Origin of the sequence: Crossiella sp. CA198 (genome assembly GCF_052078295.1) — a bacterium.
Taxonomy (GTDB): domain Bacteria; phylum Actinomycetota; class Actinomycetes; order Mycobacteriales; family Pseudonocardiaceae; genus Crossiella.
This window is the reverse complement of sequence record NZ_JBQJIM010000016.1, coordinates 195,177-207,658: the sequence shown is the minus strand read 5'-3', so window position 1 is coordinate 207,658 and position 12,482 is coordinate 195,177. Positions and strand designations below refer to the sequence as shown.

Genomic DNA, 12,482 nt, shown 5'->3' with positions numbered 1-12,482 from the left:
CCCCGGCTCACTTCTGGCCGCGTCCGCGGACCGACCAGCTCTGCGGCAAGTCTACACCAGGGGGCGGGGTCAGCGCAGGGCGACGGCCACTGCGGCCGCGGCGGCCACCACGTGCGGGCCCACCTCGTCGGCCTTGAGTGGTTCGAAGGAGACCACGCCGACGCTGGCCTGCAGGCCGGGGACGCCGCGGACCGGGGCGGCGACGCCGTGTGCGCCCGCCTGGAGTTCGCCGGAGCTGGCCACCCACTCGGGGCCGTCGGCTGGCAGGTTGATGGCGCGGCCGGCGGCGCCGCGCTGGACCGGGTGACGGGTGCCTACCCGGTAGGCGACGTGGTAGGCGGTCCAGGAGGGTTCGACCACCGCCACTGCCTGGGCCTCGTTGCCGTGCACGACGGTGAGGTGGGCGGTGGCGCCGATCTTCTCGGCCAGGCCGCGCAGGGCGGGCAGGGCGGCGAAGCGCAGCTGCGGCAGCACCCGGCCTGCCAGTTGCAGCACGCCGAGGCCGAGGCGGACCCGGGAGCCCTCGCGGCGGACCAGGCCGCGGGCCTGGAGCGGGCCGAGCAGGCGGTAGATGGCTGCTCGGCTCGCGCCGATGGCGGTGGCCAGGTCGCTGATGCTGGGGGCCTCGGTGTCCGCGTCGGCCACCGCCTGGAGCAGGGCGAGCCCGCGTTCCAGGGTGAGGGAACTCTCCCTGGCCGCTCCGGGCACCGCTCCCATACCGCTCCCTACTCTCCGCTCACCACGGTTCCGGCGACCTCGCTCAGGCCCACCAGCGAACCGCCGGGCCCTGGCGCGGTGGCGGTCAGCACCACCGTGTCGCCGTCGGCCAGGAAGGTCCGCTCGGTGCCGTCGGCCAGGGTGACCGGTTCCTTGCCGCCCCAGGACAGTTCCAGGAAGCTACCGCGCTGGCGCTTGTCCGCCCCGGAGACCGTGCCGGAACCGAACAGATCGCCGGGGCGCACGGTGGCGCCGTTGACCGTCATGTGCGCCAGCTGCTGGGCCGCGGACCAGGACATCTCGGCGAAGGGCGGCTCGGCGACCAGCGAACCGTTCCAGGTCACCTGGATGCGCAGGTCCAGGCCCCAGTGCTGGTCCTCGACCAGGTAGTCCAGCAGCGGGTGCGGCGCGGACGGGGTGGGCAGGCGGGCGTTGCTGAACGCCTCCAGCGGGGTGATCCAGGCCGAGATCGAGGTCAGGAAGGACTTGCCGAGGAACGGGCCCAGCGGCACGTACTCCCAGGCCTGGATGTCCCTGGCGGACCAGTCGTTGAGCAGCACCACGCCGAAGAGGTGCTCGGCCGCGGCCGAGGTGGACACCCGGGAGGCGACCGGTCCGCCGCAGACGAAGCCGACCTCGGCCTCGATGTCCAGCCGCTTGCTCGGGCCGAAACCGGGCGCGTCGGCGCCTGGCGGGCGGCTCTGGCCGTGCGGGCGGACCACGTCGGTGCCGGAGACCACCACGGTGCCTGCGCGGCCGTGGTAGCCGACCGGCAGATGGGTCCAGTTGGGCAGCAGTGGGTCGCCGTCGGGGCGGAACATCCGGCCAACGTTCTCCGCGTGGTGCCGCGAGGAGTAGAAGTCCACGTAGTCGCCGACCCGGAAGGGCAGCAGCGAGCGGACCGCGCTCAGCGGCAGCAGGTCGGCGCCGGTCGGCGTGCCTGGCAGCCCGACCAGTTCGGTCAGCCGGGCGCGCAGTTCGCTCCACAGCGGCGCTCCGGCGGCCAGCAGGTCGTCCAGGGACTCCCCGGCCACCAGTGGGCTCAGCCGGGCGCCCAGGTCCAGTGCGCGCAGCGGCAGCGCGTGCTCGCCCACCCGCACCGCCACCATCGGGCCGGAGCCCGCGTCGATCACGCCGTAGGGCAGGGTCTGCGGGCCGAACGGCGACTGGGCCGTGAAGGCCGGGTCCTTGATCCAGCTCACAACAGGCCCAGCCCTTCCAGGTCCTCCACCGGTTCGGTGAGCGAGCAGGAGCCGTAGGAGGCGAACACACCGCGCACGGCGTGCGCGGCGGCCTCCGGCAGCGCCTTGGCCTCCTCGGCGAGTGCCTCGGGATCGTCGCTGGCCAGCGCCTCGCGGGCGTCCTTGCCGGAGAGCGTGCGGGCGGTGGCGACCAGCAGGTTCAGGAAACCGTGGTGGTTGAACCCGGTCTCCTCGTCCCGGTGCCGCAGCGCGTTGTGCAGCCCGGCGGTGGCCTTGAACGGCACACCGGTGGTGCTGGCCACGCTGAGGAAGTCGGCGACCTCCTCGATGCTCGGGAACGCCTCCGGGGTCTGGCCGCCGCAGCGCAGCTTGGGCCAGCTGCCGTGCTCGGCCACCCGGCGCACGCTGTCCAGCCATTCGCTGCTGGTCCCGGCCTCGGTGTTCTGGCTCGGGCGGCGTGGCTCGATGACCCGGATGACGTCCTCGGGCACGAACTCCGAGACGCGTTCCAGCCACACGTCGTCGACCTCCGACGGCGCGGGCATCTCGACCATGCGCAGGGCGAGCAGTTCGGTGCGGGACTCGACGATGGAGATGGCCTTGGGCACGGCGCTCAGGCCGGTGTCGATCACCAGTGACAGACCCACCGGCTTGACCGGTTTGATCTTGATCAGCTCGGTGATCAGCTCGGGCAGCCGGGAGGCGTTGCACAGGAAAAGGCCGACCACACCGGACCAGGATTCGGTTCTGGCCTGCAGGTGATTGCGCAGCGCGTCCGCCATCGGGGCGTTGCCCGGCGGGAACAACGCCGCGTCATCGACCAGCCTTGCGAGCAGGGGCGGTGTACCGCGCGGACCGGGCGCACGGAGCTCAGCGACGCTTGACACGGCTGACACGCTAGTGGTGTCCACGGAACCGAACAAAAATGTCCGGTCTCCGAACACCCGGAGGGAGCAATGCCTTACTACCGCGCGGTGGGTTCGATCCCCCAAAAGCGCCACACCCAGTTCCGCGATCCGGACGGCAAGCTGTACGCCGAAGAGCTGATGGGCGTGGAGGGTTTCTCCTCCGACTCGGCCCTGCTCTACCACCGGCATCTGCCGACCGCGATCGTGAACGCCGAGGTCGTGGCCGAATGGCGGGGCACGACCACGGCCAACCAGCCGCTCAAGCCACGGCACTTCCGCACCCAGGACCTGACGTGGGACGCGCCTGCCGAGGTGGACGCGGTCACCGGGCGGCGGTTGCTCTTCGGCAACGCCGACGTCGCGATCTGCTTCACCGCGCCGACCACGGCCAGCCCGCTCTACCGCAACGCCTTCGGCGACGAGCTGCTCTACGTGCAGACCGGCGCCGCGGTGATCGAGACCATCTACGGGCCGCTCGCGGTCGCCGACGGCGACTACGTGGTCATCCCGACCTCCTGCACCTACCGGGTGGTGCCCACCGGCACTGAGCAGCTCCGGCTGCTGGTGCTGGAGGCCACCGGGCACATCGGGCCGCCCAAGCGCTACCTGTCCAGCAAGGGCCAGTTCCTGGAGCACGCGCCCTACTGCGAGCGGGATCAGCGTGGGCCGACCGAGCCGCTGCTGGTCGAGGGCACCGACGTGGAGGTGCTGGTCCGGCACCGGTCGGGGCTGACCAGGTTCACCTACGCCAACCACCCCTTCGACGTGGTCGGCTGGGACGGGTGCCTGTACCCGTGGGCGTTCAACGTGCGCGATTTCGAGCCGATCACCGGCCGGGTGCACCAGCCGCCGCCGGTGCACCAGACCTTCGAGGGCCCGAACTTCGTGGTCTGCTCGTTCTGCCCGCGCAAGGTCGACTACCACCCGCTCGCGGTGCCGGTGCCCTACAACCACGCGAATGTGGACTCCGACGAGCTGATGTTCTACGTCGGCGGCGACTACGAGGCGCGCAAGGGCTCCGGGATCGGCATCGGATCCATGTCGCTGCACCCTTCCGGCTGCACTCATGGACCGCAGCCGGGGGCCGTTGAGGCGTCCCTTGGGGCGGACTACTTCGACGAGACCGCGGTCATGGTGGACACCTTCCGGCCGCTGGAGCTGGGCGAGGCCGCGCAGGACTGCGAGGACCCGCGCTACGCCTGGTCCTGGGCCCGCCGCGGCCCCGACTGGACCTGACCCGCATTACCAGTTCCGTCCCCCTCCGCTGCGTGTGCGGAGGGGGACAGACTGTCAGTGCGGGGCCCTAGGGTTCGGGCCGTGGATGTCGACGCGGTGCTGGCGCTGGCGCCCGACCAGCAGGTCGCGGCCAGCGCGGCCAAGCTGACCGCCCTGGCCGGCTGGGACGGGCTGGGCCGGGACGAGTCGCTGCTCTGGGGGTTGTGCCGGGGCAGCGGCAAGACGCCGTACCAGGTGTGTGTCGACCTGGGCGACCGCACGCCCAGGTGCTCCTGCCCGTCCCGGAAGTTCCCGTGCAAGCACGCGCTGGCCCTGCAGCTGCTGCACGCCCAGGACAAGGTGGCCGCAGGCGTGCCGCCGCAGTGGGCCGGGGAGTGGCTGGCCAAACGGGAGGCCCGCACCGCGCCGGTCGAGCCGGACAGCTCGGCCGAGGCGCTGACGCGGCGGGCCGCGGCCAGTGCGCGGACCGCGGCCAAGCGGGCGGCCGCGGTGCAGGCCGGGGTGACCGGGTTGCGCGAGTGGCTGGCCGATCTGGCCGCGGGCGGGATCGCCGGGCTGCCCTCGCGGGAGCCGGAGTGGTGGCGGGTGTCGGCGGCCCGGATGGTGGACGCCAAGGCGCCCGGACTGGCCGAGTCGATCACCGAGCTGTCCGCGGTGGTGCGCGCGGGCGGGCGGCACTGGGCCGAGATCGCCACGGACCGGATCGGCGGGCTGCACCTGCTGGCCACCATCGCGCCGGATCCGCCCGCGGAGCTGGCCGGGGTGGTGCGGCGACGGCTGGGTTTCACCGTGCGCGAGGAGGAGGTCCGCGCGGGCGAGGGCTGGACCGATCACTGGGTGACGTTGCTGCTGCGGGATTCCGACGACGGGCGGATCCGCACCGTGCGGCAGTGGGCCTGGGCGCGGCAGCGGCGGGAGTGGGTGACCGTGCAGCGGCACGGCGTGCTCGGCGGGCCGGGGATCATGCCCGCGCTGCCGCTGGGCGGGGAGTTCGAGGGCACGCTGTACCCGTACCCGGCGGGCCTGCCGCGGCGGATGTCGGTGGGGGACATGGGGGAAGTGCGTGCGGCCGGGGCGATCGAGCTGCCAGCGGACTGGACCTCGGCGCTGGCCGGGCTGGAGCCCGCGCTGGTGGCCGATCCGTGGCAGCGGCGGCATCCGCTGGGCTGCCAACGGGTCCGGCTCGGCGTGGCCGGCAACGAGCACGGGCTGGTGGACGCCGAGGGCCGGTGGCTGCCGGTGCGCCAGGACAGCGCGGTGGACCGGGCGCTGGCCCTGCACGGCGGCGGGCCCTTCGACGCGGTGTGCCTGTGGAACGGGTGGACGCTGACCCTGGGCGCGGTCGCCGCGCCGGGCGAGGCGCCGGTGGTGCTGACGTGAGCGCGTGGCTGGAGACCGTGCAGCGGCTGCTGGTCGGCGCCACCCGGTCCACTGTGGACAGTCAGGAGCTGCTGGCCGACTGCGCCGCGTTCGGGCTGGCCCGGCATGGCGCGGCGCAACCGCGCAGCGGCGGCATCGAACTGCTCGCGCCCGCGCCGCAGGAGAGCAAACCGGCGGCCTCGGACCGCACTGCCGCGCTGTTGAGCCAGATCCTGGCCTGGGAGGACGCCCACCTGCTCACCGAGTGGTGCCTGGCGGTGGCCAGGGCCGGCAAGATCGCGCCGCCGCGGGCGCTGCCGGATCTGCTGGCCGCGGGCACCGCGCGCACCGGCTGCCGGCCGGAGATCGTCGAGGTGCTCGGCGGCCGTGGTCGCTGGCTGGCCGGGATGCGGCCGTCCTGGTCCTGGGCCGCGGGCACCCCGGAGACGCCGGACCGCCTGGAGGACCTCAACGACCTGCTCGATCTGCCGTTGCCGCAACGCAAAGCCGGGCTGCGCTGGGCTCGGCTGTCCGATCCGGCCGGGGTGCGGCGGCTGATCACGGCGGGCTGGTCCGGGCTGTGGCGGGCCGGGGACCGGCGGCTGCTGATCACCGCGCTGGCCGACGGGCTCAGCGCCGATGACGAGCCGCTGCTGGAGTCCGCGCTGGACGACCGGGCGGGCGCGGTGCACAACGAGGCGGTCCGGCTGCTCCGGCTGCTGCCCGGATCCGCGCTGTCCCAGCGATCCGCTGCCCGGCTGCGGACCGGACTGCACGTGTGGCGGGACGAGCTGACCGTACGCGAGGACGGCCCCTACGGCGCGGAGCCGGATCCGGCCGAGGTGCGGGACCTGTTGCGGGAAGGCACGTTGGAGAGCGGGGTCAGCGGACGGCTGCTCGGCGCGGCCAGCGGGGTGCCGCCGGAGCTGTTCACCGAACTGCTCGGGGCAGGCGCGGAACGACTGCTGCGCGCCTCGCCGTGGGCGCCGATGCTGCTCAAGGGGATCGCCGCCGCACTGCCGCGCTCGGCCGATCCGCTGCGCTGGCTGCCCGCGGTGGCCAAGGTGCTCTCCCAGGCCGATCTGCTGGACATCCTCAGCGAGCTGCCCACCGACCTGGCCGCGCGGGCGCTGACCGGGCTGGTCGGCCGGTGGAACTACGACGTGCTCGACCACGCCTGCTCCGGGCTGCCCGGCCCGTGGCCCGCCGAGACCACCCGCGCGGTGCTGGCCCGCTACGCCGAGATGAGCGACCGCCGCTGGCGTCCCGGCTACCCGCCCGAGCTGCTCATGCGCCGCGGCGATCTGGGCGTGCTGACCGAGCTGTGGCCGCGGATCAGCCAGCGCTGGCCCGAACACGGCGCCGAACACTCAGTACTGGAACTGCGCACCGAACTGTTCCGTGCGCTCGACGATCGGAAGGACCCGGCGTGACGACCGAGACCGGCGGCGCACTCCGCCCCAGCGCCGAAGAGCAGTACGCCGCCGAACTGGCCGCGGTCGCCGCCGCGGACGACCGCCCGCGCCCGCCGCGCTGGCGGATGTCCCCGCAGGCGGTGGTGCGTTACGTGCTCGGCGGCAGGCTGCCGGACGGCACGGTGATCACGCCCAAGTACATCGGCAACCGGCGGCTGGTGGAGGTCGCGGTGGGCACCCTGGTCACCGACCGGGCGCTGCTGCTGCTCGGTGTGCCGGGCACGGCCAAGTCCTGGCTGTCCGAGCACCTGGCGGCCGCGGTCAGCGGTGATTCCACGCTGGTGGTGCAGGGCACCGCGGGCACCGGCGAGGACTCGCTGCGCTACGGCTGGAACTACGCCCGGCTGATCGCCGAGGGCCCGAGCGAGGCCGCGCTGGTGCCCTCGCCGGTGCTGCGCGCGATGCGCACCGGGGCGGTGGCCCGGATCGAGGAGCTGACCCGGATGCCCTCGGAGGTGCAGGACTCGCTGATCACCGTGCTCAGCGAGAAGGCGCTGCCGGTGCCGGAGCTGAACATGCAGGTGCAGGCCATCGCCGGGTTCACCGTCATCGCCACCGCCAACGACCGGGACCGCGGGGTCAACCAGATGTCGGCCGCGCTGGCCCGGCGGTTCAACACCGTGGTGCTGCCGCCGCCCGCCACCGAGGACGCCGAGGTGGAGATCGTCGCGCAGCGCTCGGCCCAGCTGGGTCGCGCCCTGCAGCTGCCAGCCGAGCCGCCCTCGCTGGCCGAGGTGCGCCGGGTGGTGCGGATCTTCCGCGAGCTGCGCAACGGCGGCACCGCGGACGGCCGCACCCAGCTGAAGAAGCCCAGCGGCAGCCTGTCCACCGCCGAGGCGATCTCGGTGGTGACCAGCGGGATGGCGCTGGCCGCGCACTTCGGCGACGGGACCATCGGCGCGGACGAGCTGGCCGCCGGACTGCTCGGCGCGGTGGTCAAGGACCGGGTCTCGGACGCGGCCGCGTGGCAGGAGTACCTGGAGGCCGTGGTCAAGGAACGTCAGGAGTGGCGGGACCTCTACCGCGCCTGCCGGGAACTCGGCGTCTGATGGCCCGAACCCAGTCCCTGCCCGAGCGGGTCACCCTGCTCGGCATCCGGCACCACGGCCCCGGCTCGGCGCGGATGGTGCGCGCGGCGCTGGAGACCCTGTCCCCCAAGGTGATCCTCATCGAGGGGCCGCCGGAGGGGGACGCGCTGCTGGCGCACGTGCCGGAGCTGACGCCGCCGGTGGCGTTGCTGCTGCACGACGAGGCCGATCCGGCCAGTGCCTCGTTCTGGCCGTTCGCCCGCTTCTCCCCCGAGTGGCAGGCGCTGAGCTGGGGCGCCGAACACGGCGCCACGGTGCGCTTCTTCGACCTGCCCGCGGCGATGTCGCTGGCCAGGGCGGTGAATCCGCCCGAGGAGCCGGTCGAGAAGAAGGTGCTGGTCGATCCGCTGGCGGTGCTGGCCGAGGCGGCCGGGTTCGATGATCCGGAGCGCTGGTGGGAGGACGTGGTCGAGCATTCCGCCGCGGATCCGCTGGGCCTGGCCGAGGCGGTGGCCGAGGCGATGGGCGCGCTGCGCGAGGAGTTCGCCGACACGGTGGACGAGCACACGCTGCGGCGGGAGGCGGCCATGCGGCAGAACCTGCGCAAGGCGCTCAAGGACACCGACGGGCCGATCGCGGTGGTCTGCGGGGCCTGGCACGTGCCCGCGCTGCGCCAGCTTCCGGCCGCCACCGGGGACGCGGCGCTGCTGCGCGGGCAGCCGAGGCTGAAGGTGGCCGGGAGCTGGGTGCCGTGGAGCCACGGGCGGCTGGCCGCGACCTCCGGCTACGGGGCCGGGGTGGACTCGCCGGGCTGGTACGCGCACCTGTGGGAGCGGGCCCCGGCCGGGGATGTGCTGCCGCGCTGGCTGGCCCGGACCGCGCAGGTGTTGCGGGATCAGGGTTTGCCCGCCTCCACGGCAGGCGCGGTGGAGGCGGTGCGGCTGGCCGAGACCCTGGCCGCGATCCGCGGGCGGCCCTCGGCCGGGCTGACCGAGGTCACCGAGGCGACCCTGGCGGTGCTCTGCGGCGGGGACGACACCGGGCTGAAACTGGTGCGGGAACGCCTGGTGGTTGGCGAGGAGCTGGGCGCGGTCGGGGACAAGGTGCCGCGCTCGCCACTGGCCGCGGACGTGGCCCGGTTGCAGCGGCGGCTGCGGCTGCCACCGGAGGCGGCCGAGCGGAACCTGCGGCTGGACCTGCGCAAGGGCATCGATCGGGAACGCTCGAAGCTGTTGCGGCGGTTGCGGGTGCTGGAGGTGCACTGGGGCGAGCCGGAGGAGACCGGCGGGCTGGGCACCTTCACCGAGGGCTGGACGCTGCGCTGGGACCCGGGTCTGGCGGTGGCGCTGGCCGCGGCGGCCCGGCACGGCACCACGGTCGAGGCGGCGGCAACGCAGGTGCTGGTCACCGAGTCCGCGCGGCTGTCCAGCGTGGCCGAGGCGGCCCAGGTGCTCGACGTCGCGGTGGGCGCGGAGCTGCCCTCGGCGGTGCTGGCCGCGCGGGCCGGGCTGGACCGGTGCGCCGCGGCGGCCACCGACGCGATCGAGCTGCTGACCGCACTGCCCGCGCTGGCCCGCACGGTCCGCTACGGCTCGGTCCGGGACACCGATCCCGGACTGCTGCGCACCGCGTTGCACGGACTGCTCGCCCGCGGCGCGGTCGGACTGCCGATGGCCTGCCTGAACATCGACGAGGAGACCGCGGCCCACGCACTGTCCATTGTGGATGGAGCACATGAGGCAGTGCGGCTGGCCGCGGACGAGGAACACGCGGCGGCCTGGTGGGAGGCGTTGCGGCGGCTGGTCGAGCTGGGCGCGCATGATCCGGCCAAGGCCGGGCACGGGCTGCCCACCGGGCGGGCCTGCCGGTTGCTGTGGGAGTCCGGGCGACTGGACACCGAGGCGGTGGCGGCCCGGCTGCACCGCGCGGTCTCGCTGCGCGGTGTCCCGGGCGCCGCGGCCGCGTTCGTGGCCGGCTTCCTGCACGGCTCGGCCGCGTTGCTGGCCGCGGATACCCGGCTGCTGGGCCTGGTGGACGGCTGGCTGTCCGGACTGGACGGAGAGGCTTTCGCGGACGCGCTGCCGCTGCTGCGGCGCGCGGTGGGCACCTTCAGCGGCCCGGAACGCCGCACCCTGGCCGAGCGGATCGCCGCGGGCGCGGGCCGGACCGCGGTGGCCGACACCGACTGGGACCCCGGACTGGCCGAACGGCTGACCGGATTCGTGCGTGAGCTGTACCGGAGGGCGGGCACCCGATGAGCGAGGCGGAACGACTGCGCCGCTGGCGGCTGCTGCTGGGCCCGGCCGCCAACGAGCTGGGCGAGCTGGACGCCGACGACCGGCGCCGGGACGCGGCGCTGACCGCGCTCTACGGCGGTGGCGGGCAGGGCATCCCAGGGGAGAGCGAGGGCAAGCGCAGCGGCGGGCTCAGCTCCAGCGCGCCGGTGCTGCACCGCTGGCTGGGTGATGTGCGCACCTACTTCCCGGCCTCGGTGGTGCAGGTGATGCAGCGGGACGCGGTGGAGCGGCTCGGGCTGACCAAGCTGCTGCTGGAACCGGAACTGCTGTCCACTGTGGAGCCCGACGTCCGGCTGGTCGGCACCCTGGTGTCGCTGTCCAGGGCGATTCCGGCGCGCACCAGGGAAACCGCGCGGCTGGTGGTGCGCAAGGTGGTCGAGCAGATCGAGCAGCGGCTGGCCGAACGGCTGATCGCCGCGGTCACCGGCGCCATCGACCGGTCAAGGCGCACCCGCAGGCCGCGACTGTCCGATGTGGACTGGAACGCCACCATCCGGGCCAACCTGCGCAACTACCAGCCCGCCCAGCGCACCGTGGTGGTGGACCAGCTCATCGGCGCCCAGCGGCGCAGCCGCAGTTCAGCGCTCAAGGACGTGCTGCTGCTGGTCGACCAGTCCGGCTCGATGGCCGAGTCGGTGGTCTACTCCGCGGTCTTCGGCGCCACCCTGGCCTCGCTGCGCGCGGTGCACACCCGGCTGGTCGTCTTCGACACCGAGATCGCCGACCTGACCGAGGAACTCGACGACCCGGTGGACCTGCTCTTCGCCACCCAGCTCGGCGGCGGCACCGACATCAACCGGGCGATGGCCTACGCCCAGCAGCACATCCGCCGCCCGGCCGACACGGTGCTGGTGCTGATCAGCGACCTGTTCGAGGGCGGGGTGGCCGGCGAACTGCAACGCCGGGTCCGGGATCTGGTGGCCAGCGGGGTGACCGTGGTGGTGCTGCTGGCGCTGTCCGACAGCGGCAAACCCGCCTACGACCACGAACTGGCCGCCCAGCTCTCCGCACTGGGCGCGCCCGCCTTCGCCTGCACTCCGGACCTGTTCCCGGACCTGCTGGCCACGGCGCTGCGCAAGGAGGACGTGGCGGCCTGGGCCGAGGCCGAGGGCATCCAGGTCGGCGCCTAGACCGGCCGCATTCCCTGGCTGAAGGTGGCCAGGCCGAGGATCGGGAAGCCCGGGTAGCCCACCGCGAACAGCTTGCCGGGCTCCGGGTCGCCGGCGATCCACAGGCCCTGGACCTGCTGGATGTTGCCGATGAGGTCCAGGTTGGCCTCCGGCAGCTGGATGGGCAGGTCGGTGCCGTCGGCCAGGCGGACGACACCATGCGCATCGGCGTGCCCGCCCCGGCCGGGCTGCCACGGGGCCAATGAGATGCCGACCGCCTGCCACGGGCCCGCCTGCAGCAGTTCCGGCAGCCTGGTCCACGGCTGGTAGCGGCGCTTGGCCGCGTAGTGGCCGCGCAGCTGAATGGGGAAGAAGACAGCCAGGGCGACCAGGCCGACTACGCCGAAGATCGTCTCTGCTCCCTGGGACAGCCAGGCGTCGAGGAAGATCAGCGCGACCAGGGCGAACGCGCCCAGATGGGGCCAGACCCGGTATCGGACCGCCCGGCTGGACACCTCGGCCCACGCGGCGACCAGCGGATCGTCACCCGCGACGCCCGCACTGCCGAAGGACTCCTCCGCTGGCGGCATCAGGTTGGCCGGGCGCCCGACCCGGCGACCGGACAGCGGTGCCCCGAACCCGTCCAGCATGGCCACCACGGCCCCGGCGGGCGAGGGGCCGACCAGCCAGAGCCTGCCGGTGCGCTGCGCCACCCGATGCGCGATCCCGCCCCGCACCTCGGGGAAGCGCAGGCACACGCCGTCGGCCTCCACCAGGAAGTGGCTGGCAGTCCTGTCGAGCACAGTGACCGGGACCGGACGCCAGTGCTCCGCCCGCATGAGGTCCCGACTCCGGCGCAGCACCGGGCCGTGCTGGATCAGCAGCCCCAGTAGCAGCAGCAGGAGACCCAGCACGACCCGCAGGGCCCCGGTGTCGAGGTCAAGCGCGGTGAACAGCAGCCACACCGCCCCGGCGAGCATGAGCGCCAGCGCCGGCGTGATGAGCAGGTTGCGCAGATAGGTCTGGATGGCCGCGGCGCGGGGGTCCTCGATCGCGGGACGGTCGGTCACCGGTTGGGCGACCACGGCGGGCGGGATGGGCTGCACCGGCCAAGGATAGAGATCGAGGTCGCTCGGTCGGTTGACTTTCCT

At 73.7% G+C, this 12,482-nt stretch carries 10 protein-coding genes; 6 read left to right on the top strand and 4 right to left on the bottom strand.

Annotated elements, in window-relative coordinates; genetic code table 11:
* Positions 1-69: 69 nt before the first annotated feature.
* Genes ACTOWY_RS26830 through ACTOWY_RS26820 form a run of 3 tightly spaced genes read right to left on the bottom strand, consistent with a single transcriptional unit; the run spans position 70 to position 2,806 of the window.
* On the bottom strand, positions 70-717 hold the full coding sequence (locus ACTOWY_RS26830) for an IclR family transcriptional regulator (protein WP_247755127.1): 648 nt from the start codon (positions 715-717) through the stop codon (positions 70-72).
* 8 nt (positions 718-725) lie between these two features.
* A complete protein-coding gene (gene fahA, locus ACTOWY_RS26825; protein ID WP_441312417.1) occupies positions 726-1,919 on the bottom strand; it encodes a fumarylacetoacetase in 1,194 nt (397 codons plus the stop codon).
* Positions 1,916-2,806 carry a hypothetical protein gene (locus ACTOWY_RS26820; protein WP_441312416.1) on the bottom strand — a complete coding sequence of 297 codons (891 nt, stop codon included), beginning with the start codon at positions 2,804-2,806 and terminating at the stop codon, positions 1,916-1,918. Before ACTOWY_RS26820 ends, fahA begins: the two co-directional genes overlap by 4 nt.
* 69 nt (positions 2,807-2,875) lie before the next feature.
* On the opposite strand from ACTOWY_RS26820, the gene ACTOWY_RS26815 reads away from it, so the two are divergent.
* The 6 genes from ACTOWY_RS26815 to ACTOWY_RS26790 all read left to right on the top strand — a co-directional run bounded on the left by ACTOWY_RS26815 (position 2,876) and on the right by ACTOWY_RS26790 (position 11,352).
* The gene (locus ACTOWY_RS26815; RefSeq protein ID WP_441312415.1) at positions 2,876-4,063 is read left to right on the top strand and encodes a homogentisate 1,2-dioxygenase; all 1,188 of its coding nucleotides are present in this window, start codon (positions 2,876-2,878) and stop codon (positions 4,061-4,063) included.
* 81 nt (positions 4,064-4,144) lie between these two features.
* Positions 4,145-5,443 (top strand): SWIM zinc finger family protein, encoded by a 1,299-nt coding sequence (locus ACTOWY_RS26810; protein WP_441312413.1) that lies wholly within the window; start codon positions 4,145-4,147, stop codon positions 5,441-5,443.
* Positions 5,440-6,855: a DUF5691 domain-containing protein gene (locus ACTOWY_RS26805; protein WP_441312412.1), complete on the top strand. Its 1,416-nt coding sequence runs from the start codon at positions 5,440-5,442 to the stop codon at positions 6,853-6,855. Before ACTOWY_RS26810 ends, ACTOWY_RS26805 begins: the two co-directional genes overlap by 4 nt.
* Positions 6,852-7,946 carry an ATP-binding protein gene (locus ACTOWY_RS26800; protein WP_441312411.1) on the top strand — a complete coding sequence of 365 codons (1,095 nt, stop codon included), beginning with the start codon at positions 6,852-6,854 and terminating at the stop codon, positions 7,944-7,946. The genes ACTOWY_RS26805 and ACTOWY_RS26800 overlap by 4 nt, the downstream gene beginning before the upstream one ends.
* Positions 7,946-10,183 (top strand): DUF5682 family protein, encoded by a 2,238-nt coding sequence (locus ACTOWY_RS26795; protein ID WP_441312410.1) that lies wholly within the window; start codon positions 7,946-7,948, stop codon positions 10,181-10,183. Before ACTOWY_RS26800 ends, ACTOWY_RS26795 begins: the two co-directional genes overlap by 1 nt.
* Complete coding sequence (locus ACTOWY_RS26790) at positions 10,180-11,352, top strand: VWA domain-containing protein (protein WP_441312409.1); 1,173 nt, start codon at positions 10,180-10,182, stop codon at positions 11,350-11,352. The genes ACTOWY_RS26795 and ACTOWY_RS26790 overlap by 4 nt, the downstream gene beginning before the upstream one ends.
* Here the strand turns inward: ACTOWY_RS26790 and ACTOWY_RS26785 are convergent.
* On the bottom strand, positions 11,349-12,437 hold the full coding sequence (locus tag ACTOWY_RS26785) for a hypothetical protein (RefSeq protein ID WP_441312408.1): 1,089 nt from the start codon (positions 12,435-12,437) through the stop codon (positions 11,349-11,351). The genes ACTOWY_RS26790 and ACTOWY_RS26785 overlap by 4 nt on opposite strands.
* Positions 12,438-12,482 lie beyond the last annotated feature (45 nt).

Excerpts from the sequence above, each read along its gene's own strand:
- ACTOWY_RS26830 (WP_247755127.1), bottom strand. The coding sequence starts at position 717 with ATGGGAGCGGTGCCCGGAGCGGCCAGGGAGAGTTCCCTCACCCTGGAA.
- ACTOWY_RS26815 (WP_441312415.1), top strand. The coding sequence starts at position 2,876 with ATGCCTTACTACCGCGCGGTGGGTTCGATCCCCCAAAAGCGCCACACC.
- ACTOWY_RS26795 (WP_441312410.1), top strand. The coding sequence starts at position 7,946 with ATGGCCCGAACCCAGTCCCTGCCCGAGCGGGTCACCCTGCTCGGCATC.
- ACTOWY_RS26790 (WP_441312409.1), top strand. The coding sequence starts at position 10,180 with ATGAGCGAGGCGGAACGACTGCGCCGCTGGCGGCTGCTGCTGGGCCCG.